The sequence below is a fragment of the Nocardioides lacusdianchii genome, from assembly GCF_020102855.1.
In the GTDB taxonomy this organism is placed as follows: domain Bacteria; phylum Actinomycetota; class Actinomycetes; order Propionibacteriales; family Nocardioidaceae; genus Nocardioides; species Nocardioides lacusdianchii.
In genome coordinates this window covers 15,919-42,081 of record NZ_JADHZD010000024.1, presented here as the reverse complement: position 1 = coordinate 42,081, position 26,163 = coordinate 15,919, and the positions used below count along the sequence as shown (strand labels likewise).

The 26,163-nt window shown below is 72.3% G+C and carries 28 protein-coding genes; 11 read left to right on the top strand and 17 right to left on the bottom strand.

What is annotated here, in order from left to right:
- Window positions 1-177: 177 nt before the first annotated feature.
- On the top strand, window positions 178-1,011 hold the full coding sequence (locus IRX98_RS21075) for a CPBP family intramembrane glutamic endopeptidase (protein ID WP_224280170.1): 834 nt from the start codon (window positions 178-180) through the stop codon (window positions 1,009-1,011).
- Between the two features lie 19 nt (window positions 1,012-1,030).
- Here IRX98_RS21075 and IRX98_RS21070 read toward each other — a convergent pair whose 3' ends face one another.
- From IRX98_RS21070 to IRX98_RS21060, 3 genes are all read right to left on the bottom strand, one after another.
- On the bottom strand, window positions 1,031-2,869 hold the full coding sequence (locus IRX98_RS21070) for a reprolysin-like metallopeptidase (protein WP_224280169.1): 1,839 nt from the start codon (window positions 2,867-2,869) through the stop codon (window positions 1,031-1,033).
- Between the two features lie 77 nt (window positions 2,870-2,946).
- Window positions 2,947-3,369 (bottom strand): DoxX family protein, encoded by a 423-nt coding sequence (locus tag IRX98_RS21065; RefSeq protein ID WP_224280168.1) that lies wholly within the window; start codon window positions 3,367-3,369, stop codon window positions 2,947-2,949.
- Between the two features lie 10 nt (window positions 3,370-3,379).
- Window positions 3,380-4,792: an FAD-binding oxidoreductase gene (locus IRX98_RS21060; protein ID WP_224280167.1), complete on the bottom strand. Its 1,413-nt coding sequence runs from the start codon at window positions 4,790-4,792 to the stop codon at window positions 3,380-3,382.
- A 203-nt stretch (window positions 4,793-4,995) separates the two neighbouring features.
- Between IRX98_RS21060 and IRX98_RS21055 the strand changes: the two genes are divergently transcribed.
- Window positions 4,996-6,801 carry a sensor histidine kinase gene (locus tag IRX98_RS21055; RefSeq protein WP_224280166.1) on the top strand — a complete coding sequence of 602 codons (1,806 nt, stop codon included), beginning with the start codon at window positions 4,996-4,998 and terminating at the stop codon, window positions 6,799-6,801.
- Here IRX98_RS21055 and IRX98_RS23805 read toward each other — a convergent pair.
- The gene (locus tag IRX98_RS23805) at window positions 6,785-7,252 is read right to left on the bottom strand and encodes a GNAT family N-acetyltransferase (protein WP_372456103.1); all 468 of its coding nucleotides are present in this window, start codon (window positions 7,250-7,252) and stop codon (window positions 6,785-6,787) included. The two genes, IRX98_RS21055 and IRX98_RS23805, sit on opposite strands and share 17 nt — an antisense overlap.
- A gap of 91 nt (window positions 7,253-7,343) precedes the next feature.
- On the opposite strand from IRX98_RS23805, the gene IRX98_RS21045 reads away from it, so the two are divergent.
- Complete coding sequence (locus IRX98_RS21045) at window positions 7,344-8,255, top strand: glucose 1-dehydrogenase (protein ID WP_372456102.1); 912 nt, start codon at window positions 7,344-7,346, stop codon at window positions 8,253-8,255.
- A gap of 87 nt (window positions 8,256-8,342) precedes the next feature.
- A complete protein-coding gene (locus IRX98_RS21040) occupies window positions 8,343-8,843 on the top strand; it encodes a hemerythrin domain-containing protein (protein WP_224280163.1) in 501 nt (166 codons plus the stop codon).
- Between the two features lie 7 nt (window positions 8,844-8,850).
- Here the strand turns inward: IRX98_RS21040 and IRX98_RS21035 are convergent, their stop codons facing one another.
- Genes IRX98_RS21035 through IRX98_RS21015 form a run of 5 tightly spaced genes read right to left on the bottom strand, consistent with a single transcriptional unit; the run spans window position 8,851 to window position 12,891 of the window.
- On the bottom strand, window positions 8,851-9,669 hold the full coding sequence (locus IRX98_RS21035; protein WP_224280161.1) for an NAD-dependent epimerase/dehydratase family protein: 819 nt from the start codon (window positions 9,667-9,669) through the stop codon (window positions 8,851-8,853).
- Window positions 9,666-10,610: a PfkB family carbohydrate kinase gene (locus IRX98_RS21030; RefSeq protein WP_224280160.1), complete on the bottom strand. Its 945-nt coding sequence runs from the start codon at window positions 10,608-10,610 to the stop codon at window positions 9,666-9,668. The genes IRX98_RS21035 and IRX98_RS21030 overlap by 4 nt, the downstream gene beginning before the upstream one ends.
- Complete coding sequence (locus tag IRX98_RS21025; RefSeq protein ID WP_224280158.1) at window positions 10,607-11,149, bottom strand: cysteine hydrolase family protein; 543 nt, start codon at window positions 11,147-11,149, stop codon at window positions 10,607-10,609. Before IRX98_RS21025 ends, IRX98_RS21030 begins: the two co-directional genes overlap by 4 nt.
- Before the next feature lie 24 nt (window positions 11,150-11,173).
- Entirely contained in the window at window positions 11,174-11,998 is an 825-nt protein-coding gene (locus IRX98_RS21020; RefSeq protein ID WP_224280156.1) for an ABC-2 transporter permease, read from the bottom strand.
- Entirely contained in the window at window positions 11,995-12,891 is an 897-nt protein-coding gene (locus IRX98_RS21015) for an ABC transporter ATP-binding protein (RefSeq protein WP_224280154.1), read from the bottom strand. The genes IRX98_RS21020 and IRX98_RS21015 overlap by 4 nt, the downstream gene beginning before the upstream one ends.
- A 142-nt stretch (window positions 12,892-13,033) precedes the next feature.
- On the opposite strand from IRX98_RS21015, the gene IRX98_RS21010 reads away from it, so the two are divergent.
- Together IRX98_RS21010 and IRX98_RS21005 are read left to right on the top strand one after the other, a co-directional pair.
- Window positions 13,034-14,173, top strand: a complete 1,140-nt coding sequence (locus tag IRX98_RS21010; protein ID WP_224280152.1) for a hypothetical protein — start codon at window positions 13,034-13,036, stop codon at window positions 14,171-14,173.
- A 46-nt stretch (window positions 14,174-14,219) separates the two neighbouring features.
- The gene (locus tag IRX98_RS21005) at window positions 14,220-15,050 is read left to right on the top strand and encodes a hypothetical protein (RefSeq protein WP_224280150.1); all 831 of its coding nucleotides are present in this window, start codon (window positions 14,220-14,222) and stop codon (window positions 15,048-15,050) included.
- Window positions 15,051-15,068: 18 nt separating this feature from the next.
- On the opposite strand, the gene IRX98_RS21000 is transcribed toward IRX98_RS21005, so the two are convergent.
- Window positions 15,069-16,241 carry a pyridoxal phosphate-dependent aminotransferase gene (locus tag IRX98_RS21000; RefSeq protein WP_224280148.1) on the bottom strand — a complete coding sequence of 391 codons (1,173 nt, stop codon included), beginning with the start codon at window positions 16,239-16,241 and terminating at the stop codon, window positions 15,069-15,071.
- A 39-nt stretch (window positions 16,242-16,280) separates the two neighbouring features.
- Between IRX98_RS21000 and pyrE the strand changes: the two genes are divergently transcribed.
- The 3 genes from pyrE to IRX98_RS20985 are packed head-to-tail and all read left to right on the top strand — an operon-like array spanning window position 16,281 to window position 18,203.
- A complete protein-coding gene (gene pyrE / locus IRX98_RS20995; RefSeq protein ID WP_224280146.1) occupies window positions 16,281-16,817 on the top strand; it encodes an orotate phosphoribosyltransferase in 537 nt (178 codons plus the stop codon).
- 30 nt (window positions 16,818-16,847) lie between these two features.
- On the top strand, window positions 16,848-17,513 hold the full coding sequence (locus tag IRX98_RS20990) for a DedA family protein (protein WP_224280144.1): 666 nt from the start codon (window positions 16,848-16,850) through the stop codon (window positions 17,511-17,513).
- 45 nt (window positions 17,514-17,558) lie between these two features.
- A complete protein-coding gene (locus IRX98_RS20985; RefSeq protein WP_224280173.1) occupies window positions 17,559-18,203 on the top strand; it encodes a TrmH family RNA methyltransferase in 645 nt (214 codons plus the stop codon).
- Between the two features lie 78 nt (window positions 18,204-18,281).
- Here IRX98_RS20985 and IRX98_RS20980 read toward each other — a convergent pair whose 3' ends face one another.
- The 3 genes from IRX98_RS20980 to IRX98_RS20970 form a co-directional block, all read right to left on the bottom strand.
- A complete protein-coding gene (locus tag IRX98_RS20980) occupies window positions 18,282-19,019 on the bottom strand; it encodes a septum formation family protein (RefSeq protein WP_224280142.1) in 738 nt (245 codons plus the stop codon).
- An 80-nt stretch (window positions 19,020-19,099) separates the two neighbouring features.
- Window positions 19,100-19,597 (bottom strand): SigE family RNA polymerase sigma factor, encoded by a 498-nt coding sequence (locus tag IRX98_RS20975; RefSeq protein WP_224280140.1) that lies wholly within the window; start codon window positions 19,595-19,597, stop codon window positions 19,100-19,102.
- The gene (locus IRX98_RS20970) at window positions 19,594-20,508 is read right to left on the bottom strand and encodes a hypothetical protein (RefSeq protein ID WP_224280137.1); all 915 of its coding nucleotides are present in this window, start codon (window positions 20,506-20,508) and stop codon (window positions 19,594-19,596) included. The genes IRX98_RS20975 and IRX98_RS20970 overlap by 4 nt, the downstream gene beginning before the upstream one ends.
- A 117-nt stretch (window positions 20,509-20,625) precedes the next feature.
- Between IRX98_RS20970 and fbaA the strand changes: the two genes are divergently transcribed.
- Complete coding sequence (gene fbaA / locus IRX98_RS20965) at window positions 20,626-21,660, top strand: class II fructose-bisphosphate aldolase (protein WP_224280135.1); 1,035 nt, start codon at window positions 20,626-20,628, stop codon at window positions 21,658-21,660.
- A gap of 96 nt (window positions 21,661-21,756) precedes the next feature.
- On the opposite strand, the gene mctP is transcribed toward fbaA, so the two are convergent.
- From mctP to IRX98_RS20950, 3 genes are all read right to left on the bottom strand, one after another.
- On the bottom strand, window positions 21,757-23,475 hold the full coding sequence (gene mctP, locus IRX98_RS20960; RefSeq protein WP_224280134.1) for a monocarboxylate uptake permease MctP: 1,719 nt from the start codon (window positions 23,473-23,475) through the stop codon (window positions 21,757-21,759).
- Window positions 23,472-23,759 carry a DUF3311 domain-containing protein gene (locus IRX98_RS20955; RefSeq protein WP_224280132.1) on the bottom strand — a complete coding sequence of 96 codons (288 nt, stop codon included), beginning with the start codon at window positions 23,757-23,759 and terminating at the stop codon, window positions 23,472-23,474. The genes mctP and IRX98_RS20955 overlap by 4 nt, the downstream gene beginning before the upstream one ends.
- An 84-nt stretch (window positions 23,760-23,843) precedes the next feature.
- Window positions 23,844-24,266 carry a DUF3151 domain-containing protein gene (locus IRX98_RS20950; protein ID WP_224280130.1) on the bottom strand — a complete coding sequence of 141 codons (423 nt, stop codon included), beginning with the start codon at window positions 24,264-24,266 and terminating at the stop codon, window positions 23,844-23,846.
- A 37-nt stretch (window positions 24,267-24,303) separates the two neighbouring features.
- On the opposite strand from IRX98_RS20950, the gene IRX98_RS20945 reads away from it, so the two are divergent.
- Window positions 24,304-24,768: an acyl-CoA thioesterase gene (locus IRX98_RS20945; RefSeq protein ID WP_224280128.1), complete on the top strand. Its 465-nt coding sequence runs from the start codon at window positions 24,304-24,306 to the stop codon at window positions 24,766-24,768.
- 122 nt (window positions 24,769-24,890) lie between these two features.
- Here the strand turns inward: IRX98_RS20945 and IRX98_RS20940 are convergent, their stop codons facing one another.
- Window positions 24,891-25,943, bottom strand: coding sequence for a type IV toxin-antitoxin system AbiEi family antitoxin domain-containing protein (locus IRX98_RS20940; RefSeq protein ID WP_224280126.1), 1,053 nt, complete (start codon window positions 25,941-25,943; stop codon window positions 24,891-24,893).
- Between the last annotated feature and the right edge of the window lie 220 nt (window positions 25,944-26,163).

The window sequence follows — 26,163 nt, the reverse complement described above, 5'->3', positions numbered from 1 at the left end:
GGAAGCTCAACACCCGACCACGCAAGACGCTGGGCTGGGCCACCCCAGCCCAGCGACTCGAAGAGCTACTCTGCGGACACCAAATCAATCGTGGTGCAACGACCGGCTGAATCCGCCCGGCGTTACAGCGCGCGCGGCCCGCCGACGCCGGTTGCGGCGTGGGGGATGCTGGGGCGCGTGAGTGCCACCGCCGACGACGTACGCCCGTGGTGGCGGTTGCGCGACACCCCGGTCCCCGGCGGCGTGCCCGACCTGGCGCGGGCGCTGCTGTGGACCGAGCTGGCGATCGTGCTGCTGCTCTCGCTCGGCCGGTCGGCCGTCTACAGCATCGTCAGCATCGTCTCGGCGCTCACCGCACCGGGTCCGTTGTCCTCGCAGGCCGCGAACCTCAACAACTCGCTCGCCCCCGACCGGCCGTGGCTCGACCTGACCTACCAGCTGCTGAGGATCGGGTTCGCGCTCGTCCCGGTGGCGCTGGCGGCGTACCTCCTCGTCCGGTCGGGAAGCCGCCTCAAGGACGTCTGGGCGCGCGACGGCGGCTGGAGCACGTGGCGGGACTGGGGTCGCGGGGCGTGGCTCGCGGCGGGCGTCGGCTCGGTGGGGGTGGTGTTCTATCTTGCGACCTTTGCCCTCGGCACCAACCTGACCGTCGTCGCGCAGTCGCTGCCGGGACAGTGGTGGCAGGTGCCGGTGCTGGTGCTGGCGGCCGTCGAGGCGGCCGTCGTGGAGGAGTACATCGTCCTCGGCTTCGTGATCGTGCGGTTGCGCCAGCTCGGCTTCGGCGACACCGCAGCCATCGGGCTGGCGGCCCTGCTGCGCGGCAGCTACCACCTCTACCAGGGCCTCGGCGGCTTCGTCGGCAACCTCGCGATGGGGCTGCTCTTCGGCTGGCTCTTCCGCCGCTGGGGACGGGTGATGCCGTTCGTCGTCGCCCACACCCTGCTCGACGTGGGCGCCTTCGTGGGCTACGCCGCCCTCGCCGGGCGGGTCAGCTGGCTGCCGACCCTCTGACCCGCCCGGCACGAGGCGGTCAGCGCCGGATCTTCACCTTCTTCGACGACCGCACGGCCTTGTCGTACGCCTTCTTCTTCGCGGTGACGCGGACCGAGATCTTCTTGCCGCGGTCCTTGGCGCGCACCCGGTAGGTCGCCTTCTTCGCGCCCTTGATCTTCTTGCCGTTCTTCAGCCACTGGTAGCGCACCTTGACGCTCTTCTGCTTCGGCTTGGGCTTCCAGCCCTTGACCGACACCGACAGCAGCCGCCCGGCGCGCGGCACGCCACGGAGCTTGGGCCGCTTGGTCCGGAAGAGCGCCTTGCCCACCACGACCGGCGCGCTCATCGTGGCGACCGAGGCGTAGTAGGGGGCGGCGCCGACGACCTGCACCGACACGGTGCGGCCGATGTCGCGCCGCGAGAACCGCACGGCGCTGGTGGTGGCGCCGGGGACGGGTACGCCGTCGAGGAACCACTGGTAGCCCAGCGACACCGCCGGTGCCCACGGGGTCGAGCTCGCGACGGCCGTGCCGCGGTAGCGCGCCCGGCCGGTGACGGACACCGCGCCCGGGTAGATCTGGGACTGTCGGTAGCCCGCGACGGCGGCGGCCTGCTCGGCAACGGCCTGTGCGTTGTTGTCGGCCGGCGTGCCGGTCACGCGTCCGTTCAGGGCGACGTTGGGGTTGGAGAAGTGCGTGATGCGGGTGCAGCTGAAGCCGGCCCGGGTGCACTGGTCGTTGTAGGCCATGATCGTCGTGGTTTGGGCGTCGAGGTCGACGTAGCCGCGCGCGTAGGGCTTGTAGCCGTACGGCGGCGACGAGGCGCCGGCGTCGTGGTCGGCGCTGAGGTTGTGGCCGATCTCGTGGGCGAAGGTGAGGTTGCCCGTGGCGCACCGGTCGCCGTACATCACCGTCCACGCGCCGCGCTCGGCGTCGGTCTTCGGCTGGGTGCCGCCGAGCGAGCCCAGGCCGCACGAGGATCCGGCGGGGTACTGGCCGCCGAGCCACAGGCTGACGAGGTCGGCGTGGGTCTCCTCGCGCAGCGCCTGCGCCTCGTCGAAGACGCCGTCGCCGGGGGTCTGGAGCGAGTTGTAGTTGGCCAGCAGCGTCGAGGCCTGGGTGGCGGCGACCTGGCGGGTGCCCACCAGTCGCACCTGGGTGCCGACGCCCGAGGCGGCGAGGCCCTGGTTGGTCTGGGCGATGCCGAGCGCGAACTGCGCCTGCATCTCCGCGGGCCCGAACCACGCGGGCAGCGAGGCGGGGTAGACGATCGCGACGTCGATCACCGACGGGGCGTCCGCCCCGGCGACGGGGGCGCCGGTCGTGCTCGGGACCCGGGCCGACCCCTCATCGGCGTGGTCGGCGTGGTCGGCGTGCCCGGCCCCGGGCTTCGGCACCACGGCGTCGTCGCCGGTGGGCAGCGGGGCGACCTCGGTCACCTCGTAGCTGCCGCCGCGGACGCGGCTGACCTCGAAGGTGCCGTGCTCGGCGGAGGCGATGCTGAGGTGCACCACCCCGTCGACCTCCGCGGCGGTGAAGGTGCCGCCGTCGCCGACGAGCCCGCCGGTCCACGTGGTGGCGTCGCCGCTGGTGTCGCGACCGTCGATCGACGCGGTGACGGTGGTGCCGTCGAAGAGCGTCAGCGCGAGGCGGTCGCCGGCGCGTACGTCGTCCAGCGCGGCGGTGTCGATGCGGACCGGCCGCGAGCGCTCGCCGTCGGTCTCCGTGGTGGTGCGCGCCGAGGGCGCGGTGAGCAGCTCGACGCTGCGGGTGTCCTGGTCGTCCGCGGCGGCTGCGGTCGTGGCGGGTGCGGTCGTCGCGGCCAGCGCGAGCGCGCACAGGCCGGCGACGCCGGCCCAGCTCCTGGTGGTGGGCATGGTGGGTCCCCCTCTTTCGTGTCGGACCCCTCGTGCCCCCCGTGGGCGCGCGCCAAACCAGCAGCGCGGGGTCGGTCTCAGGAGGAGTGTGCAGGCAGGTCACGGTCCGTGCGCGACCGGTCCCCGAGCAGGCCTCCGCCCCACAGCGCCCACAGCACCAGCACCGGCTGGAAGAACAGGCGCACGAGCCGGGCCCGGTCGGTGTCGAGACCGAACGCGTCGGTGCCCTCGACGTACTGCGCGATGTTGCCGGGGAAGATCGCGACGAAGAAGGCGGCCAGCAGCATGCCGATCGTGCGGCGGTGGCGCGGCAGCGCGACGAACGCCGCGCCGAGCCCGATCTCGACGACCCCGGAGCCGAGCACCGTGAGGTCCTCGTCGACCGGGAACCAGTCGGGCACCTGCGCGCGGAACTCCTCGCGCTGGGTGGTGAGGTGGAGGACGCCGGCGGTGACCATGAAGCCGCCGAGCAGGACGCGACCGAGTGTCTGGGCCTTCATGGAGGCCAGCCTACGGAGCGGTCAGCAGCACGCCCGGGTTCATCAGGTCGTGGGGGTCGAGGGCTCGCTTCACCGCGCGCATCAGGTCGACCTCCACGTCCGACTTGTACGCCGCCGCTGCCGCCGCCTTGCTGCGCCCCAGGCCGTGCTCGGCGCTGATGGAGCCGTGCGCCGCGGCGACCGCGTCGTGGATCGCCGTCGTGAGGTCGCCGGCCGCCGCACGGAGGTCGTCGTCGCGACCGACCGGCGCGTTGAGGTTGTAGTGGAGGTTGCCGTCGCCGACGTGGCCGTAGGTCACCGGCCGGACCCCGGGCAGGACCTCCTGCAGCACCGGGCCCATCGCATCGGTCCACCTCGCGAGGTCGGCGATCGGCAGGGTGACGTCGTGCTTGAGGGTGGCGCCCTCGACCTTCTGCACCTCCGAGATCCCCTCGCGCAGCGACCACAGTGCGCTCCGCTGAGCGGGACTGCCGGCGACGGCCGCGTCGCTCGCCGTCCCAGCCTCGACCGCTTCGCCGAGCAGGGCCTCGAGCGTCGCGTCGAGACCGTCGTCGGAGGCCGACCCGGCGAGCTCGAGCAGGACGTACCACTCGCTCGGCGCTGCGAGCGGGTCGACGGCTCCGGGCAGGTGCGCGAGGACGAGGTCGACCGCCTGCCGGTTGGCGATCTCGAAGGTCGACAGGTGCACCCCGGAGTGCTCCTGCGCGGTGCCGAGCAGTGACACCGCAGTCGCGACGGACGGCACCGCGACCCACGCGGTCGCGTGCCGGGGCGTCGCCGGGAAGAGCCGTAGGACGGCGCCGGTGATCACCCCGAGCGTCCCCTCGGAACCGACGAAGAGCTGGGTGAGGTCGTAGCCCGTGTTGTCCTTGCGCAGGCCCCGCAGTCCGTCCCAGACGCGGCCGTCGGGCAGCACGACCTCGAGACCGAGCACCAGCTCGCGCGTCATGCCGTAGCGGAGCACTGCTGTGCCGCCGGCGTTGGTGGCGAGGTTGCCGCCGATCGTGCAGCTGCCCTCCGAGCCGAGCGACATCGGGAAGAGGCGGTCGGCGGCTGCGGCCGCGGCCTGCACGTCGGCGAGCACCACCCCGGCGTCGACGGTGATCGTCCCGGCGACCGGATCGACGTCGCGCACGGTCCGCATCCGGCCGAGCGAGAGCACGACCGCGGTCCCGGAGCCGTCGGGCACCCCGCCGCCGACCAGCCCGGTGTTGCCGCCCTGCGGGACGAGAGGCGTACGCGTCTCCGCGCACGCGCGCACGACCTCGGCCACCTCGGCCGTCGCCCCGGGTCGGACCACCGCGAGCGCACGCCCGCGGTGGGTGCCGGTCCAGTCGACGACGTGTGCCGCCACGTCGTCCGGCGCGGTCAGCACGTGGTCGTCGCCGACGGCGGACCGCAGGCGGGCGAGAAGGTCGTTCATGCGCACTCCTTGGGGTGGGGGCGTTGGCCATCCTGCCCCGGAGGGTGAACCTCCGGAGGCCGCCTGGCGCGATCCTCCTGCGCGGCGGTCCGTGTACCGCGCGGTCGTCACCGCCTGACGGGTGGACTAGTCAGGGTTTCCCTGCGCTCTGCGCCGCCTGAGGCTTATGGTCGTCCTGTTCCGCGCCGATGGCAGGGGGTGCGATGTCGGACGACACACGAGGCGAGCGCCGCGTGGCGGCTGCGACGTGGGTCGACGACCAGACTCGTGAGCACCTCCAGGTCCTCGTCGAGAGCGTCGCCACCCTCGCCGGGTTCGAGCAGTCCTCCCTGACGCTGCGCCGCGACCACCACTTCGAGGTCGTGGCCGCCGCCGGGGTCGCGGACGGCTTCGTCGGCACGCAGGTGCCACTGCAGTCGATCGAGGACGACCTCGCCGGCGCGGACGAGTGGGGCGTGTGGCGCTTCGTCCCGCACGACCGCGCGAGCGCCGAGGCCCTGGCCTACAGCCACATCCCCGACGTGACCCCGCTCGACGGCGAGGACGCCTGGCATCCGCTCGACCTCCTCGCCGCACCCATCTTCGACGACCAGGGCCGGCTGCGCGGCCTGCTCTCGGTCGACAGCCCGCGCGACGGTCGGCTGCCGGGCCCGGAGAAGCTCGAGGTGCTCACCCAGTACGCCGGTGTGGCGCGGACGCTGGTCCTGCTCGCGCTCGAGCGCGAGGAGCTCTCCGAGCGGGTCCGACTCGCCGGCGAGGCGCGCGCGATCGTGCGCAAGGCCCTGGGCGAGCCGACCCTCGAGCTCGTGCTCGGGGCCTGCCGCCACGCGGTGGTGTCCTGCTTCGACGCGGTCGGGATGTGGCTCACCGCCTTCGACCCCGCCGGCGGGGCCACCACGACGTCGTACACGTTGGGTGACGCCTACGTCGTGCCGTCCTTCGCGGAGATCGACGACGTCGTCGTGCGCCTCGCCCACCGCTACTGGACCGAGCAGTACGTCGCCCCCTTCTCCCGCCTGCACGCGGCCCAGCCCGGCCTCCCTCCGGAGGACGCCGAGCGGCTGCTGGGCGTCCTGGACCGCATCGGGATCGGCTCGGTGCTGTTCGTGCCGTTGGGGGTGGGTCCCGAGTGCGTCGGCTTCCTCGTCCTCACCCGGGTCTCGGAAACCCGGCAGTGGACCGACGTCGAGCTCGACACTGCCCGCGAGATCGGCCACGACCTGGGCCGCGCGGTCGCCAACGCTCGCCAGCTCGCCCTCGAGCGCGCCGTCGTCGACCGGCTGCGCCGTCTCGACAGCTATCGGGTCGAGGTGGTCAACACCCTCGGGCACGAGCTGCGCAACCCGCTCTTCTCGATGAGCGCCAACCTCGAGCTGCTCGAGGTCGGGCCCCTCGACCCCGAGGCACGGCGCTCGGTGCAGGCCGCCTCGCGGGGCGCGTCCCGGATGCGCGCGGTCATCGAGGACATGCTCACCATGGCGCAGATGGCCGACCCCCACCGGGAGTTCGACCCGATCGACGTGGACCTGCGCCGGGTGCTGCGCGACGTCCACCAGGAGTGCCACGCCGCCGCGAGCGCGGCGCAGGTCGTCTGCGAGCCGGACCTCCCCGCCGAAGCCGTCGTGGTGCGGGGTGAGCCGGAGGAGCTCTTCCAGCTGTTCTCCAACCTGGTCGGCAACGCCATCAAGTACTCCGACCCCGGCGGCCGGGTCGCCGTACGGGTGGAGCTGCGTGACGGCGCGGTGGTCACGACGGTGGAGGACACCGGGATCGGCATCTCCGCCCACGACCAGGAGCAGCTCTTCCGCGAGTTCTTCCGCTCCACCAACCCCGAAGCCCTCTCGCGCCCGGGCACCGGCCTGGGCCTGGCGATCGTGGCCCGCATCGTCAAGCGGCACTCCGGCACCATCGAGGTCGACTCCGAACGCGGTCGAGGCACCACCGTGACGGTCACGCTGCCCGTCTGGGCCGGCGCGGTGGCCAACGACCACGTCAGCGCAGAGCGCTGAGCCCGAGCGTCATGAAGGTGCTCAGCGGGTCCTCGACGTAGTCGCCGAACGGCGGGCACCACACGAACCCGGCGCGCGCGTAGAACGCCCGCGCCGGCGCGAAGAACTCCATGCTCCCCGTCTCCAGCGAGACCCGCTCGACACCCCGCGAGCGGGCGTCGTCGAGGAGGTGGGCGAGCAGACGCGACGCGACGCCACGGCCGCGGAGCCGGGGCTCGGTGCGCATGCTCTTGAGCTCCTCGTGGTGCGGCCCCAGCCCCGCCAGGGCCGCGGTGCCGACCAGTTCTTCGCCGTCGATCGCCACCCACAGCCGCACGTGCGGCTGGCGGAGCGCCGACAGGTCGAGCGCGTGCCGGCTCTCCGGCGGCGCGGTGGGCTCCATGTCGTCGAGGTGCGCCTGCAGGAAGGCGGACAGCCGTGGGTCGCCGAAGTCGGCACGGGAGATCTGCACGGGCCCATCATCGTCGAGCCCACGGCGGGCGCATCGGTGGCACGGGTGCGGGTACGGACGGGGTCCGAACGCCCCCGAGGAAGGACGCGACGTGAGCAACGACGACCAGAGCCGGCAGGACCCCACCCGCGCGCACGCGCAGCCCGACACCGAGGGCGAGGAGCTGCCCCGCCCCGGCGACGAGGACTCCGTGACCCGGGAGATGGACGAGAAGCCCGACCACGGCGAAGAGTCGTACGTCGGCCACGACCGGTTGCTGGACCAGGTGGCCGTCATCACCGGTGGTGACTCCGGCATCGGCCGCGCGGTCGCACTGGCCTTCGCGCGCGAGGGCGCGGACGTGGTGATCGCCTACCTCGAGGGGGAGGACGACGACGCCCGCGAGACCGCACGCCTCGTCGAGGACGCGGGGCGCCGGGCCGTGCTGGTGCCGACCGACCTCGTCCGGGAGGAGGCGTGCCAGGCGCTCGTCGACAGGGCGGTCGACGAGTTCGGCCGCATCGACGTCCTGGTGAACAACGCGGCCTACCAGATGGCCCAGCCGGGCGGGATCGCCGACATCACCACCGAGCAGCTCGACCGGGTGATGCGCACCAACGTCTACGCCATGTTCTGGCTGTGCCGGATGGCGCTGCCGCACATGAGGGCCGGGTCGTCGATCATCAACACCTCGTCCATCCAGTCCTCGCAGCCGTCGCCCGCGCTGCTCGACTACGCCTCCACCAAGGCCGCGATCGTGAACTTCACGCGCGGCCTGGCGCGCTCGGTCGCCGACGACGGCATCCGGGTGAACTCGGTCGCGCCCGGCCCGATCTGGACGCCGCTCATCCCGGCGACGATGCCGGACGACAAGGTCGCCTCGTTCGGCGAGGACACCCCGCTCGGCCGCGCCGGCCAGCCGGCCGAGGTGGCGACGGCGTTCGTCTTCCTCGCCTCTGCCGAGTCGAGCTACATCACCGGCGAGGTCATCGCGGTGACCGGGGGCAACCCGGTCACGATGTGACGCAGGGCGCGGGGTGCGGGGCGTTGTCCCGCGCCCCGACGGGTACTGAGCCGCACACGCACGACCGAGGCCGGGAGGCACGCCCACATGTCGAATGACGCCATCGTCCTGCTCAAGGACGACCACCAGCAGATCCGCAAGGTCTTCAAGGACTTCCAGGCAGCCGGCGACAACGCCGAGAAGCGCAAGGGACAGCTCGTCGACAAGATGATCGAGCTGCTCACGCAGCACACCTACATCGAGAACGAGGTCATGTACCCCCGCGTGCGGGAGCTGCTCCCCGAGCTCGAGGACGACGTGCTCGAGTCCTACGAGGAGCACCATGTCGCCGACGTCCTGGTCGTGGAGCTCTCGTCCATGAAGCCCAGCGACGAGCGCTTCGACGCCAAGACCACCATCCTCATCGAGAACGTCACGCACCACATGGACGAGGAGGAGCAGGACTGGTTCCCGAAGGTCCGTGAGGGCCTCGGGCGCAAGACCCTCCAGGAGATCGGCGAGGCCATGCTCGAGGCGAAGAAGACGGCGCCGAAGCGGCCCTCTCAGCCGAGCGCGCTGAAGAAGACCATCGACGCCGTGATCTTCTGACGATCCCTCACTCCTCCGTCGCGCCGGCGTAGCCCTCGCGGTAGGACGGCAGCGCCGGCGCCCAGCCGGTCGCGCGGAGCCGGGCGTTGGACAGCCGCTTGCCGTGGCCCTGCGCCGGGTCCGCGGCCGGGGGAGCGGGCGCACCGAGGAGACCGGCCAGGTGGGCGGCGACGTCGCCGAGCTGGGCGGGTTCGTCGTCGGTGCCGAGGTAGAGCCGCTCCGGGGTCTGCGCCATCGTGAGCAGGTGGACCACGGCAGCGGCCGCGTCGCCGCGGTGGATGCGGTTGGTCCAGCGGTGGGGATCGTCGATCCGGCCCTCGCGGACCTGGTCGAGCAGCCGCGTGCTGCTGCCGCCGTACAGCCCCGAGAGGCGCAGCACCGTGCCGTGCGGAAGCCGCTCGTGGAAGGCGTCCTCGGCGGCGACGAGCATCCGCCCGGGACCGTCGGCCGGTGCGGTGGGGGCGGTCTCGTCCTCGAGTTCGGGCAGGTCGCGGCTGCCGTGGACCGCGGTGGACGACACCAGCACCGCCCGCTCGGGCGGCTCGGCGAGCGCGTCGAGGGCGCGGGCCATGCCGTCGACGTAGGTCGCGCGGTAGGACTCCTCCGAGCGCGGTCGGGCGGTCAGCGCGACGACCACGAAGCGGGGGCGTACGTCGGACAGGTCGGGCGCCTCGCGGGTCAGGTCGACGGCCCGGCCGACCAGCGGTGCCGGCACCTTCGCTGCGTTGCGGCGCAGGGCCAGCACGTCGTGGCCGAGTGCGGCCAGGCGCAGGCCGACCTCGGCACCGAGGTCGCCGGCGCCGACGAGGAGGACGTCGGCGCTCATGCGACCACCCCAGCCAGGAACTCGTCGACCTCGGTCGCCGTCGGGGCCGACTCCGGCCCGCGCCGGGTCACCTTGATCGCAGCGGCAGCGTTGGCCCGGCGGCACCCCTCCACCCAGGGCGTGCCGGCGGCGACCTCGGCCAGGAGGGCGCCGGTGTGGGTGTCGCCCGCGCCGTTGGTGTCGAGCGGCTTCTGCGGGAACCCCGGCACGTCGGTCGTCTCGCCGTCCACGTGCACCGCGCAGCCCTCGGGGCCGTCGCGGACGATGGCGACGGCGTCGCCGCGCAGCAGCGGGGCGACGGCCGTCGTGAGGCCGGCCAGGTCCTCGGGGACCGGCCTGCCGGCCGCGCGCAGCAAGCCCTCGGCCTCCTCGGCGTTGCTCGACCACACGTCGGTCACCTCGAGCATCGCCGCGCGCACGTCGGTCGGCAGCTCGGCGAAGGCCGCGCCCGGGTCGAGCACGACGACGACGTCCGGGTCGAGCGTCGGCAGCCAGGCGAGCAACGGGTCGCGGGTGCGGTCGAGGGCCAGCGAGAAGCCGGTGACGCACACGAGGTCACCGGCGCGCGGGGCGGAGGTGGCCAGGGACTCCACGCTGATCTCGCGCTCGGCGCCGAGCGTCGTGACGAAGGTGCGCTCCGCGCTCGGCTCGACCATGACGACGCAGATGCCGGTGTCGAGAGCGGCGACGGCCGGGGCGGAGACGGCGATGCCCTCCGAGTCCAGCGCCGCGCGGACCAGGTCGCCGTGCGGGCCGGTCCCGTGCGCTCCGGCGTGCACGCACGCGGCGCCGAACCGGGCGGCCGCGACGAGCACGGTGACGGCTCCGCCTGCATAGTCGGTGGCCGATGCGGCCATCACGTTCTGGCCGCGCACCGGCAGGTCGGGCACCTCCACGACCACGTCGACCAGGGCCTGGCCGGTGTGGATCACCCGGCTCACGCGAGGACCTCGTCCGTGGTGGCGAGCGTGATCTGCGGCGGGTAGAGCGACATCACGTCCATGGCCGCGCGGTGGTTGTCCGGGGTCGAGCCGGCACAGGCGTCGGTCACCACCGTGATCGTGGCGCCGGCGTCGGCGGCGGCCAGGGCGGTAGAGACGACGCAGCAGTCGGTCGACACCCCCGCCAGCACCAGGTGCGGTGTCGGGCCGGTGACCGCTTCGAGGGCCGGGCCCCACTTGCCGAAGGTCGGGAGCGAGACGACCTCGCTCCCCAGCCCCTGCGCCTCAGGCACCAGCTCGAGCAGCGGGTCGTCCTCGGGCACGTCCGCGAACGGCCAGGCCTCGAGGTACGCCGCCCAGCTGCCCCGCGGCTCGGCGGCGGGCACCCACCGGGTCACGACCGTACGCCGACCCGCCGCGGTGGCGATTCGGCGTACGGGATCGACGATGGCGGGGAACATCGGGGAGCCCCACGGGCTCGAGGCGTCAGCGAAGATGCGCTGCGGGTCGATGACGACCAGCCAGGCGTCGGGATGCATGGCGCCCAGCCTGTCAGAGCCGCGCTACTTCACCTCGGCGCGCAGCACCGCGCGGAGGCCGATGGCCAGCGGGATCCACAGCCACACGAGCGTCGTGACGCCGAGCTGCTGCCAGTACTCCGCCGTCATCGAGGAGTCGAAGAGACGCGTGGTGGCGTAGTTGACGTCGACCCACGGCTGCAGGTCGCGGAACCACTCCTGGAAGGCGGCCAGCGTGCCGAGGGCGGCGGGCAGGACGAGGGAGTAGACGAAGTAGCCCACGATCGCCGCGGCCGAGCTGCGCATCAGCACGCCGAGGGTGAAGCCGATGAGCATCCCGAGGACGTTGGCCAGCACGATCTGGCCGAACTCGGTGACCGTGACGTTCCAGACCGGGTCGAGCCCGGTGATCGCCGACCCGACGAGGTTGCCGACGGCACCGACGGCCAGCGCGAGGAACATCGAGGCGACGCCGATGGCGAGGGTGACCAGCATCTTCGCGGTGATCACCCGACCCCGCCAGGGGACGAGGGTGTACGTCGTCAGGCCGGTGCGCTGGCTGTACTCGCTCGTCACCGACAGCAGGCCGATGATCGGCAGGATCACCGACAGCGGGAAGCCGATCGCGCTGGAGAAGGTCTCCTGGTCGATGGCGGAGTCGGGTGCCCAGATGATCACGGCCGCGGTGGCGAGCACCGACACGATGCCGACGCTCGCCATCAGCCAGAAGCCGGCGCGGGTGTCGAACATCTTGCGCAGCTCGACGCCCATCAGGCGGGTGAGCGGGATGGGAGCGATGGCGCGGGTGGCGCGGGCGGGCCGCTCGTCGGGCGGAGTCGTCGGGATCGGGGTGGCGGTTGCGGTGGTCATGCTGCTGCTCCTTCACGGGCGGTGTCGGCGGTGAGCTCGAGGAACATCTCCTCCAGGCCGGCGCCGTCGGCGCCGCGCAGCTCACGGAGGGGTACGGCGGCGCGCAGCGCGACCTCGCCCACGGTCTCGGGTTCGGCGTCGACGCGCAGTCCGCCGTCGACGGGGTGGGCGACGAGCCCGGCCTCGGTCAGCGCCCGGGCGAGGACGTCGGTGTCGTGGGTGCGCACGATCGTGCCGGCTCCGGCCAGCAGCTCGGCCTTGGTGCCCTGGGCCACGATGCGGCCCTGGCCGATGACGACGAGGTCGTCGGCGATGACCTCGATCTCGTGCAGCAGGTGCGAGGACAGCAGCACGGTGCCGCCGTCGTCGGAGAAGCCGCGCAGCAGGTCGCGCATCCATCGGATGCCGGCCGGGTCGAGGCCGTTGGCGGGCTCGTCGAGGATGAGCACGTCGGGGTCGCCGATGAGCGCGGTGGCGAGGCCGAGGCGCTGGCGCATGCCGAGGGAGTAGTTGCGCACGCGGCGCTCGGCCTCGTCCTCGGTGAGGCCCACCCGGGCGAGGGTCTCCGCGACCCGGGTGCGGGGCAGCCCCATCGTCTGCTGGGCGATGGCGAGGATCTCGCGACCGCTGCGGCCGGCGTGCTGGGCGGAGGCGTCGAGGAGGACGCCGACCTCCAGGCCGGGGTTGGCCAGCTCGCGGTAGTCGCGACCGCCGATGGTCACGCGACCGCTGGTCGGACGGGTGAGGCCGACCATGACGCGCATGGTGGTGGACTTGCCGGCGCCGTTGGGGCCGAGGAATCCGGTGACGCGGCCGGGAGCGGCTGTGAAGGACACGTGGTCGACGGCCGTGAAGCGGCCGTACTGCTTGGTGAGGGACTCGACGCTGATCATGGGTCGAGCCTCGCGGCGCCGGGGTGTCGCGCGCATCGGGGACGAGGCCCCGTCCGTCCCTGAGGGCGACCCTGAGAAACCCCGCACCGCCCGCGCGCGACCGCGATGAGGGCTCTTGGGGGCCACTGGGGACAATGGAGGGGTGAGCAAGCCCACCGAGCAGCGTCCGCCCCAGGTCACCCTTGCGTCGGGCATCGTCATGTTCGCCTCGTTCATGGTGCTGGTCACCGCCTGGGAGCAGGTCTCCACGATCGGCTCCCTGGAGACGCAGGAGTCGATCCGCGACGTCCTCGCCGAGTCGCCGTTCTCCTCCCTCGGCCTCGACGTCAGCAGCGCCTCGGACCTGCTCCGCTACGCCTGCATGGTCGCTGCGGCCGCCGCCTGCGCCACCGGCATCCTGGGCTGGTACGTCCGCAAGCCCGACCGCTCCGCGCGGCTGGGGCTCACGATCTTCGCGATCCCGGTCTTCGTCACCGGCCTCGCCGCCGGCGGGCTGGCCGGCTCCTTCGTCGCGGCCGGTGCCGCGATGCTCTGGATGGCCCCCGCACGCGAGTGGTTCGCCACCGGCCGCTGGACGCCCCCGGCGCCCGCGCCCGAGAAGGACAAGGGCAAGGACAAGGGCAAGGGCGCCGACCGCGCGGCCGACCCCTGGCGTACGCCGACCAGCGTCGGTGCGCCCGACGCCCGGTCCACGCAGCCGGGCGGGCCGTCGACGCCCCCGCCGGCCACGCGGCCCTTCGGCCAGCCCGACACCGCGACCCACTCGCCCTACGGCCAGCCGCTCGCCCGGCGCGGTGGCGACGACCGCCCCGCCCCGCCCGCCGCTCGGCAGCAGCAGCTGCTGCACGAGCGTCCCGGCGCGATGGTGGCGGCCTTCGTGATCACCGTCGTGACCGCGGGCGGCCTGCTCAGCCTGTCGCTGCTGTGGATCGCGATCGCCGGGCTGTCCCCGGACTTCCTGATGAGCGTGATCGAGGAGCAGCAGCCGCAGGTCGTCGAGGACGGACTGAGCCTCGAGCAGCTGCGCGGCACCGTCCTGGCGCTGGCCGGCGGGTTCGTCGCGTGGTGCACGGTCGCGCTGGTGCTGGCCGGCTTCGCGATGGCGCGCCGTGACTGGGCGCGCCGCGGGCTGATCGTCAGCGCCGCCTTCAGCGCCGGTGCGTGCTTCGCCCTGGTGCTCAGCACGCCCCTCACCCTGATCCCGGCCGCCGCGGCGGTGGCGACCGTCCTGTGCCTGCGCCGGGTCGAGGTGCGGCGCTGGTTCGCGGTCGACGCGCGCTGAGCCTCGCGCCCTGCGCCGACCACCGAGCTCGTGGTGAGATAGCCCCATGAGCGACCAGGAGCCCGGGCCGACCCACACGCCGTACGGCCAGCAAGACCCGTACGGCCAGCAGGGACAGTCGTCCCCCTACGGACAGCAGCCGTCCTACGGCGCGCCGCCGGTGCAGGGCGACCGACGTCCCGGCACCGTCACGGCAGCGGCCTGGATCACGATCGTCTTCTCGGGCCTGACCGCGGTGCTCTTCGGCTTCGCAGGTCTCGCCCTGCTGGTCGCCCGTGACCAGGTGATCACCGAGATGGAGCGCGTCCCGGAGTTCCAGGACGCGGGGATCGACGCCGACGCCGCGGTCGGCGTCCTCGTCGCCTTCATCCTGGGCCTCGTCGTCTGGGCGGTCATCGCGCTCGTGCTCGCGGTCTTCGTCCTCCGCCGCTCCAACGTGGCGCGCATCCTGCTGGTCATCTCCAGCTCGGTCGTCGCGCTGCTGTCGCTGCTCGGCATCACCAGCGGCATCTCGGCCATCACCCTGATCGCCTCCGTGGCCACCATCGTGCTGCTCTTCGTCGGCGGCGCCGGCGACTGGTTCGCCCGCAAGGGCTCCGGCGGCGGCCACCCCGGCGGTGGCTACCCCTCCGCCGGCTACCCCGCCACCGGTTACGGCACCGACCCCTACGGCACCGGCAGCCAGGGCGACGGCGCCTACGGCTCCAACCCGTACGGCACCCAGCCGGCGCCCGAGGCGCCGCGGGCCGACAACCCCTACGGCCAGCCGCCGTCGTCCGACAACCCCTACGGCCAGCCGCCGTCGTCCGACAACCCCTACGGCCAGCCGCCGTCGAGCGGGTCGGACTACCCGCCGAAGGACTACCCCGGCCGCTGAGGCCCGCGCCGCCCGGCGTCAGCGCGCGAGGTCGGCCGCTGCGAGGCGGCGTACGCCCTCGGCGATGACGTCGGGCTGCTTGCAGAAGGCCCAGCGCACCAGCTGCCGACCGGCGTCGGCGTCGTCGTGGAACCCCTGCGTGGGGATCGCGACCACGCCGGCGCGCTCGGGCAGCGCGAGGCAGAACTCGCGGCCGTCGGCCCAGCCGAGGTGCGAGATGTCGGTGGTCGTGAAGTAGGTGCCCTCGGGCACGCGGGGCGCGAGCCCGGCCGCGGTGAGGCCCTCACACAGCAGGTCGCGACGCGACTGCAGGTCCCGGGCGAGCTCGATCGGCCAGTCGGGCTCGTGGTCGAGCGCGTGCGCGACGGCGGGCTGCAGGGGCGAGCCCGAGGTGAAGGTGAGCCACTGCTTGGCCGCGAGCACCGCGCCCACGAGCGGCGCGGGGCCGGTGGCCCAGCCGACCTTCCAGCCGGTGAAGGACCACGACTTGCCGGCGCTCGAGAGCGTCAGCGTGCGCTCCCACATCCCCGGCAGCGTGGCGATCGGGACGTGCGAGTGGCCGTCGAAGACGAGGTGCTCGTAGACCTCGTCGGTGATCACGAGCACGTCGTGCGCGATCGCGAGGTCGGCCACGACCTGCAGCTCGTCGCGGGTGAGCACGGTCCCGGTCGGGTTGTGCGGGGTGTTGAGCAGGATGGCCTTGGTGCGGTCGGTGACCGCGGCCCGCAGCTCGTCGAGGTCGGGCCGGAAGGCCGGCGACCGCAGCGTCACCGCGCGCCTGACGGCGCCGCACATGTCGAGCATCGCGACGTAGGAGTCGTAGTAGGGCTCGAGCACGACCACCTCGTCGCCGGGGTCGACGAGGCCGAGCAGGGCGGCAGCGACCGCCTCGGTGCAGCCGGTCGTCACGACCACCTCGCGGTCGGGGTCGACCTCGAGGCCGTAGTGGCGCTGCTGGTGCCGGGCGATCGCGGCGCGCAGCGACGGCACGCCGATGCCGGGGGCGTACTGGTTGGCGCCCTCCTCCAGGGCCCGCTCGGCCGCCTCCACCACCGACCGCGGACCGTCGACGTCGGGGAAGCCCTGCCCCAGGTTGACCGCACCGGTGCGCAGCGCGAGCGCCGACATCTCGCTGAAGACGGTGGGCGGGATGTGGGCCAGGCGTCGGGAGAGCGGGTTCGCAGTGGGCACGCCCCCACGCTACCCAGCGGCGTCGCTAGGGTCGGGGGCGTGAGCACCGACCCCACCCTCGCCGCCGACATCGACGCCACCTGCCGCCTCACGGGGGAGTTCACCCTCCGCTCCGGGCAGGTCGCGGACACCTACTTCGACAAGTACCTCTTCGAGGCGCAGCCGGCCCTGCTGGACCGGGTCGCCGCGCAGATGGTCGACCTGCTGCCCGAGGACACCGAGCTCCTCGGCGGCCTCGAGCTCGGCGGCGTGCCGATCGCCACCATGGTCAGCGCCCGCACCCGCCTGCCCGCGCTGTTCGTGCGCAAGCAGGCCAAGGAGTACGGCACCGCGAAGCTCGCCGAGGGCCCGGACGTGTCCGGACGGCGGGTCACTCTCATCGAGGACGTCATCACCACCGGTGGCGCGGTCCGCGACGCGACCCGCGCGCTGCGCGAGCTCGGCGCGGTCGTCGAGGTCGTGGTGTGCGCCATCGACCGCTCGCCCGAGGGCGACGACCCGTTGGCCGACGTCGGGCTCGAGATCCGGTCGGTGCTGACCCGCGCCGACCTCGACGCCGTACGCGCCGTTGGCTGACTCCGCGGACCCGTGATCTAGGGTCACGGGGTGCTTTCCCGCCTCCTCGCTGCCCAACCCGGTGCTGAGCTCGACGGCGTCGCCGGCTGGGCCGTCGACCTCATGGAGCGCCTCGGGCCCGTCGGCGCGGCCGTGGTCATCGCGGCGGAGAACCTCTTCCCGCCGCTGCCCAGCGAGGTCATCCTGCCGCTGGCCGGCTTCACCGCCAGCCAGGGCTCCTTCACCCTCGCCGAGGCCCTGATCTGGACGACCGTCGGCTCGGTGGTGGGCGCCTCGCTGCTCTACGCCCTGGGCGTGCTGTTCGGTCGCGACCGGATGTACTGGGTCTGGGAGCGGCTCCCGCTGACCAAGACCTCGGACCTCGAACGCACCGAGGAGTGGTTCGCCCGCCACGGTCGCAAGGCGGTCTTCTTCGGCCGGATGGTGCCGATCTTCCGCAGCCTGATCTCGGTGCCTGCCGGGATCGAGCGGATGCCGATCTGGCAGTTCCTCGGCCTGACGCTCGCCGGCAGCGCCATCTGGAACACGATCTTCGTCCTCTCCGGCTACTACCTCGGCGAGCAGTGGCACGTGGTCGAGACCTACGCCGGCACCTTCCAGAAGCTCGTCATCGTCACGGTCGCCGCGGCCGTGGCGTGGTGGGTGCTGCTGCGGGTCCGCTCGCTGCGCCGCCGCTCCTCCTCGCCGACGGACTGAGCCGTCGTGGGTGAGGAGCCGCAGGAGCGGGCGCCCTACGACCCGATGCCCCACGGCGCGCCCGAGGTGGGCGTCGGCCCGTGGGAGGGCCCGTGGCCCGAGGGCGAGCGGTGGGACCCCGACCTGCTGCGCGAGGGCGACCGCCGCAACGTCGTCGACCGCTACCGCTACTGGACGATGGAGGCCATCGTCGCCGACCTCGACACGCGCCGGCACGGCTTCCACGTCGCGATCGAGAACTGGCAGCACGACTTCAACATCGGCACGATCGTGCGCACCGCCAACGCCTTCCTCGCCGCCGAGGTCCACATCGTCGGCAACCGCCGCTGGAACCGGCGCGGCGCGATGGTGACCGACCGCTACCAGCACGTGCGCCACCACCCGGACGCCGCGGCGCTGGCGGCGTACCTCCACGGGCTCGAGCAGCCCGTGCGCCTGCTCGGCATCGACAACCTCCCGGGCAGCGAGCACCTCGAGACGATGGAGCTCCCGCGCCGGGTCTGCTTCCTCTTCGGCCAGGAGGGACCCGGGCTGTCGGAGTCGGCGCGCGAGGTCTGTGACGGGACCTTCTCGATCGCGCAGTTCGGCTCCACCCGCTCGATCAACGCCAGCTCCGCCGCGGCGATCGCGATGCACAGCTGGGTCAGGGCGTACGCCGACCTCGGCAGCGCCGACGCCTGGCGCGGGTAGTCCTGCCTGGCCGAGCGCGGCCGGGGCCGGGATGTCCCCACGGCACCCCGGACCCGACCGCGGGTCCTCGTGGTGCGCCTAGCGGCGCGTCTTGGAGTAGCAGAGAAGCGTGTGGTCGCCGGCCTTCCACGCCACCTTCGACGGCCAGCCGAAGCGGTAGGTCCGCGAGGTGACCGCGGTGCGGCAGCGCTTCGTGCCGATGCGCTTCCACGCCTTCTCGCTGGGGAACCGGTCCGCCTTGATGGTGATCGCGGCCGTGGCGCGGTAGGTGTGCTTCGCCGAGCAGACGGTGAGATCGAAGTCGCGGCCGGCCAGGCAGCGCGAGACCGACTTCTCGAACGGGTAGGAGCCCACCCGGAGCTTCGCGGGCAGCGGCTGCAGGTCGTCGGGGCTGCCCAGCACGAGGTCGCAGCGCAGCCACCGCGCGCCGGCCGCCTGCTGCTCGGGGGTGGGACCGAAGTAGCCGAGCGTGTACGCCGTCAGGCGCAGGCCGCGGATGCTGGTGCCGAGCACCTTGCGCTGCACGGGCACGCAGGTCTCGAGGGCGAACCGTGCCAGTGCGCGGCTCTCGTAGGCGAGGCCGTCGGGGAGCACGGCCACCGCGATGGTGGTGGAGGTGTGGGTAGCCGCGCAGTCGACCGGGGCCTCGGTGTAGGCCGCCGAGGCGAGCTCGGCGGAATCCATGTCGAAGCACTGGCCCACGACCGGGGCCTGGAACAGGGGGTCGGCTGCTGTGGCCGACTGGCCGCCCGCGAGGGTGATCGTCGCGGTGAGGAGTCCGGTGAGGGCGGCGCCCCATCCGAGTCGTCGGGTCATGGGCGTCAACCTAGGCCTGACGCAGCGCAGACGCCATACCCGTGCGGGTGCAGTTCCGCCCCCTCCGGAGGGCAGATGGCTCAGCCGTGCCGCTGCGGCGCCAGCACCGCCTCGAGCGCGGCCAGCCCGCGGCTGCTGTGGCTCTTCACCGTCCCCTCGACGATGCCGAGCTCGGCAGCCGTCTCGCGCACCGACAGCCCGAGCCAGTGGCGCAGCACGACCACCTTGCGCTGCTGCTCCGGCAGTGCCTGCAGGGCGTCGAAGAGCGCCGAGCGTTCCTCGGTCGAGGTCGGCCCCTCCGCAGCCATCTCGGGCAGGTGCTCGCTGGGCCGTTCGCGCCGCCACGGCCGGCGGGACTCGTCGATGTTGGCCCGCACCATGATCTGGCGGCAGTAGGCCTCCTCGTTGCCCTCGTGGCGGATCCGCGGCCAGGCGACGTACAGCTTGGTGAGGGCGGTCTGCAGCAGGTCGTCGGCGCGGTGCCAGTCGCCGCAGAGGGCGTACGCGATGCGGCGCAGGTGGGTCTGCCGGGCGGCGACGAAGTCGCTGAAGGCCGCGTCGCGGTCGGCGCTCCTCATCGCATGCCGTCGCCGGTGGCGTACTGAGCGGTCGCCCAGGTGATGAACGCGCTCATCGACTCGAAGGTGCCGCCGGCTGGTTCGATGTTGAGTTCGTCGTCCCACACCGTGAAGGCCGCGAACTCGCTGCGCCCGTCCACCAGGAGTCGTACGACGCCGGCGCGGGTCGCGCCCTGGCCGAAGTTCCCGCCCAGGTCCACGTCGGTGCGCAGCTCCACGATCACCACGCCCGGACGTGCGGCCTCGATCTCGCCGCCGGGCGAGAGTGCCAGCCATGGCATCCCGCTGATGTCACCGCTGGCGGGAGTGACGCCGTTCGCGACGTCGAGGGTCGACTGGCTCCGCACCGCCTGGGCGAGCCAGCCGGCGAAGTCGCCGGTCTTCCAGACCATTGTCGCCGACGAGCTGTTGGGATAGACGGTGAGGAAGCCGTACTGCTCCTTGCCGTCCTTCATGACACGGACCCCGACCGAATGGCCCTGGGCGGCGGTGTACCCCATGGGGTTCGGCACCTCCTCCAGCACGGGCCCCTCGCCGGGTGCGAGGACCAGCTCACCGTCCTGGGTCAGGGCGACCGGGTTGTCGAACTGCACGGCCTGGTTGCGCGCCATGTCCCGCATCCGTGTGAGCGAGCGCTTGCGCTGCGCCGCGTCCTCGGACTTCTCGGTCGGGTCGTCGGGGTGAGGGCTCGCGGGCTGCGTGGCGACCGGCGCGTCGCCGCGCGGCGTCGTGCCCGGGCCGCCCCAGGCGGCGCCGGCGCCCACCGTCATGGCCACCACGATCGCGACGGACACCGCCCTGCGACGGCGTACGGCCCGGTGGCCGGCTGCGACGTAGTGCCCGGCCGGCACGTCGGCTCCGCTGCCGAACGACGAGTCCAGCTCCCGCTGCCAGTCGATCTCGGTGTCCATGGAGCCGGGGCGTGATCGGTTGTCACGTGCTGAGACGGGGCCTCACGAAATTCCCGACCGATCAGTAGCCACTAGGGTTGGGAGCGCCTGTAGGACCCCTTCTGAGGAGAACCGCCGATGCCCATCGCCACCCCCGAGGTCTACGCGCAGATGCTGGACGCCGCGAAGGCCAAGTCCTTCGCCTACCCGGCCATCAACGTGTCGTCCTCCCAGACGCTCAACGCCGCGCTGAAGGGCTTCGCCGACGCCGGCTCCGACGGCATCATCCAGGTGTCCACCGGCGGTGCGGAGTACCTCTCCGGCCCGTCCGTGAAGGACATGGTGTCCGGCTCGGTGGCCTTCGCCGCCTACGCCGCCGAGGTCGCGAAGAACTACCCCGTCAACATCGCGCTGCACACCGACCACTGCCCCAAGGACAAGCTCGACGGCTTCGTCCGCCCGCTGCTCGACATCTCCGCCGAGCGCGTCGCGCGCGGCGAGGCCCCGCTCTTCCAGTCGCACATGTGGGACGGCTCCGCGGTGCCGCTGGAGGAGAACCTCCAGATCGCCGAGGAGCTGCTCGCCAGGTGCGCCGCGGCCCGGATCATCCTCGAGATCGAGGTCGGCGTCGTGGGCGGCGAGGAGGACGGCGTGGCCAACGAGATCAACGACCAGCTCTACACCACGCCCGAGGACGCGATCGCCACGATCAAGGCGCTCGGCGCCGGCGAGCGTGGTCGCTACATGACCGCCCTCACCTTCGGCAACGTGCACGGCGTCTACAAGCCCGGCAACGTCAAGCTGCGCCCGGAGATCCTCAAGACCGCGCAGGAGGCCGCCGCCTCCGAGCTGGGCCAGGGCTCCGACGCCCGCCCCTTCGACCTGGTCTTCCACGGTGGCTCCGGCTCGAGCGCGCAGGAGATCAGCGACGCGGTCGACTTCGGCGTCATCAAGATGAACGTCGACACCGACACCCAGTACGCCTTCACCCGCCCCGTCGCGGCCCACATGTTCGCCCACTACGACGGCGTGCTGAAGGTCGACGGCGAGGTCGGCAACAAGAAGCAGTACGACCCCCGCGCCTGGGGCAAGGCCGCCGAGAACGGCATGGCCGCCCGCATCGTGGAGGCGTGCCAGAACCTGCGCTCCGCGGGCACCTCGCTCGCCGGCTGACTGCACCGACACGAACCGAGCGGTGCCCCACCCACCTCCGCGTGATGCGGAATGTGGGTGGGGCACCGCTCGAGTGCCGTCCGGGGGCGTACGCCGTCAGCGCGCCGGCGCGTTGCCCGGGATGTCGTCCGGGTCGCCGTACGGCGTCTCGTGCGAGCTGTGCTCGACGAGGTCCTTCTGCACCCGCGGGTCGTCGGCGTCGGCGAAGTAGTCGAACGGGATCGTCTCATCGCGACCGTTGGACACCTTCGCCGCCCGCAGCGCCACCGTCAGCACGGCCGCGATGGCCACGTTGATGACGAAGGCCGTCATCGCGATGTAGCCCATCTCGCCGATGCCGGGGATGTTGTCGAGCGAGCCGCCGAAGGCCTTCCCGGTGACGGGGTTCTTCACGTTGTAGGCCCCGACGGTTCCGTAGACCATGCCGACGGCCCAGCCGACGAGCAGGCCGTAGCGGTGGAACCACCGCGTGAAGAGGCTGAACACGATCACCGGGAACGTCTGGAGCATCCAGATGCCGCCGAGGAGCTGGAAGTTGATCGCGTTCTGCTTGTCGAGGGTGAGCACGAAGATCAGCGCGAACGCCTTCACCAGCAGCGACATCAGCTTCGAGACCTTGGCCTCCTGCGCGGGGGTGGCGTCCTTCTTGAGCCACTCCTTGTAGATGTTGCGGCTGAAGGTGTTGGCCGCGGCGATCGACATGATCGCGGCCGGCACGAGCGCGCCGATCGCGATCGCGGCGAAGGCGACACCTGCGAACCACGCCGGGAACATGTCCTCGAACAGCTGCGGGATCACCAGCTGCGCGTTGGGCTCGCCGTCGAGGCCGATCGGCTGCGTGCCTGCGGCGATGGCGACCCAGCCGAGCAGGGCCAGCAGGCCGAGCACGAAGGAGTACGCCGGCAGGATCGCGGCGTTGCGACGGATCGTGTTGCGCGAGTTCGACGACAGCGACGCGGTGATCGAGTGCGGGTACATGAACAGCGCCAGCGCGGAGCCCAGCGCCAGGGTGGCGTACGCCCAGCCCTGGCCGGCGCCGGGGATGAACGACCCGGTGGGTCCGCCGGTGGCCTCGTTGGTGGCGGCCATCTTGTCCTCGGCCGCCCCGAAGATCGCCTCCCAGCCGCCGACCTGACCCGGTAGGTAGATGATCGCCACGATGATGACGAGGTAGATGAGGATGTCCTTGACGAACGCGATCACCGCGGGCGCGCGCAGGCCGCTGGAGTAGGTGTAGGCGGCGAGCAGCGCGAAGGCGATGAAGAGCGGCGCGTCCTTCTCGATGATGTTGTCGCCGCCGCCGAGCCCGGCCACCTCCAGCACCGCCTGAATGCCGACGAGCTGGAGCGCGATGTAGGGCATGGTGGCCACGAAGCCGGTGACCGCGACGGCGAGCGACAGCCCGCGGTCGTCGTACCTGCCACGCACGAAGTCGGCCGTGGTGACGTAGCCGTGGCGGTGGCTCACCGACCACAGCCGCGCCATGAAGATGAAGATGATCGGATAGAGCACGATCGTGTAGGGCACGGCGAAGAAGCCCGCGACCGCACCGGTGGCGAACATCGCGGCCGGGACGGCGACGAACGTGTACGCCGTGTAGAGGTCGCCACCCAGCAGGAACCATGTGATCCAGGTGCCGAACTTGCGCCCGCCCAGTCCCCACTCCTCGAGCGACTCCAGCGAGTCGGCGCGCTTGAAGCGGCTGGCCATGAAGCCGGCGATCGTCACCAGTGCGAACAGGGCGATGAGCACGGACAGGGCGACGCCGTTGATGCCGTCGGTCTCGGCGGCCATCACCGTCAGCTGGGGCGTCATCGGTCCCCACCGACCTTGTGCGTGGTCTTCCCGCGGGCCGACAGCGTGAGCTTGTAGGCCGTCCAGGTCAGGGCGGAGCAGATGAAGACCCAGAGGAACTGGTACCAGAAGAAGAACGGGAAGCCGAGCAGCGTCGGCTCGACCTTCGCGTAGTGCGGCACCCAGAGGAGCACGACGATGGGGATGAGGAGCAGGACGGCGGCGAGCGCCATCTTGCCCTTGTCGGTCGGGGGGACGCCCGGGTCTTCAGGGCGCGACTGTGGAGGTGTGTTCCCGGAATTCACCCGCGAGACCTTACCGGCGCCGTGACGGCCGTCACCCCTCCGTGGGGGTGGCTCGACCAGCGGTCGATCTCGCGCGACGAGCGGTCAGAGCAAGTCGTCCGCCGCCGCCGGGCTGGAGTCGCGCAGGAAGGTCGAGCAGCGCTCCCACTCGGCGGTCTCGCCGATGGCGCGCGCAGCGATGGCGAGGAGGGCGAGCGAGCGCAGGAAGCCACGGTTGGGCTCGTGCTCCCACGGCACGGGGCCGTGGCCCTTCCAGCCGTTGCGGCGCAGCTGGTCGAGCGAGCGGTGGTAGCCGACGCGGGAGTAGGCGTAGACGGTGACGTCGTCGGCGCCGGCCTGCTGGGCCTCGGCGGCCATCGCGGCCCAGGCGGCGGGCGACTCCGGGTGGCGGCGTACGACCGCGGCGGGGGCCTCGCCACCGGCCAGCTCGGCGTCGGCGGGGTCGGCGGGAAGGAGGGTGGGCGGGGGACCGGCCATCAGGTCGCCGCCGAAGGGTCCGGAGGTCATGGCCCAACCCTAGGCGTGCGTCCGACACACTTCGGTCATGGGCCAGACCTTCACCACCGAGATCCAGGCGCGCTACCGCGACATCAACCTCGCCGGGCACGTCGACAACGTCGAGGCCGTACGCGTGCTCGACGAGGCGCGCTACGAGTTCCTGCGCTTCGCGCACCTGCCGGGCCTGCCCGAGGGCGCGACCGGGTTGCTGCACGCGGTGGGGGACGGCGTCTCGGAGCTGGTCGCGTCCCAGGCCATCGAGTACCACGGCGAGATGCGCTTCGTGCCCTACCAGCCGTTCCTGGCCTCTCTCTGGGTGACGCGGGTCGGCCGGTCGTCCTTCACGGTCGCGGCGGAGCTGCGGGTCGAGGCGGGTGGCGCCCCGGCGGCGGTCTGGGAGTGCGTCAACGTCCTGTGTGACCACGCCGCGCAGTCGGCCTGGCCGATCAGCGACGACGTACGCGCCGACCTCGAGCGTTACCTCGGCGAGCCGGTCAGCTTCCGCAGCTGACCGGCCCGCTCGGGCGGTGGTCCGGGTCCAGATCCCGGCTCGAGCGGACCAGGGTCCGCTCGACGCGCGCCATGCCGTACGTCAAGCGTCCACGTCGGGGTCCCAGCCCGCGGCGCCGCTCCTCAAGCCGCCCTGCCGATCCCCGGTGTCCAGAGCCGTGACGTGGGCCTCCGCGGGTTCGCCTCCGCGAACTCGAGGAGGTGAGGCGCAGGCGTCCGCCCGAACCTGGCCTCGGTGACCTCGTACTCCTTCCGCAGGCGTTCGCGAGCCCTGTCCCGACCGGAGCCGAAGCAGTCGGCCCAGACGATGCGTGACATTCCGAACCCCTCGGAGCAGATGTCCGTCCGGCGGGCCTGTTGCTTCCAGACCACTGCCTCCGGCGTCTCCGACGCCACACCACCGCGGTCGGCGGGGATCAGCTTCAGCATGCCCTCGCACTCGAACAGGTGGCACCCGACGCGTATGTCGCACCAGACCACCCGTCCGCCAGTGAGACGTATCGCGAACTGGGTCTGCACCTCACCGATCCCGAGCGAGGCCACGAGCTCGCGACCGAGGGACTCGAGCACGGACTCGGCTCCGTCGTCGGAGTCGGCGAGTGCAGCATGTGCGCGGGCGATGTGGGGGTGGTGCCTCATGCGGTCGAGCTCGGCCGCGAAGTCTGCCTCCGGCACTCCGAGCCACCGCGCTGAGTCGATCGCGACCAAACCGTGTCGATAACCGTGCCAGCGGGCGATGTCGATTGCTGTCCGTGCGTACGACGTGGCGACCAGGTCGTCGACGCGCTCGACGCACAGCGGTTGGAGGTCGCGATGCCGGGTCAGCCCACTGTTGGTGCGCGTGCCGCGCAGCCCGTGGAGGGTGAGGTGGCTCGCTGCCGATGGCGGATCGAGTGTGTCGAGCTGCAACAGCCTCGCCGCAGAGTCGTGGCTCAGCACGGCCGGTCGCCGGCTGGACAGAACGGCGGCCCGGTCCTTGAGCAGCCATCGGGCTCGCGCATCCAAGGGCTCCAAGAAGTCGCGCTGACAGTAGACGCCCATGCGCACCACGGCCCATTCTCCGTCGGGTCGTGTGAGCGCCTTGATCTCGCGCTCGGTGTAGCCGGCGCCCAAGGCCTGGCTGCGCGAGAAGATGCCGTGCTGTCGGTCGGCCGCAGGGACGAGTGAAGGTCTCATGACGTCGAGGTTGGTCATGCGCGGCGCGGTCCACCAGTACGCCAGGTACGCGCTGTGGACAGCCCACGTCGACGTCGATGTGTGGACGGATGCTGGCCTTGGTCTGCCCTGTGGGCCCGACTGGGAAGCCGTCGTGGACGCCTGACGTACGGCATGCCGGTGGTTGAGCGGACCGTGGTCCGCTCAACCGGCCCCGTGCCGGAGGTCGCCCGACCTGAAA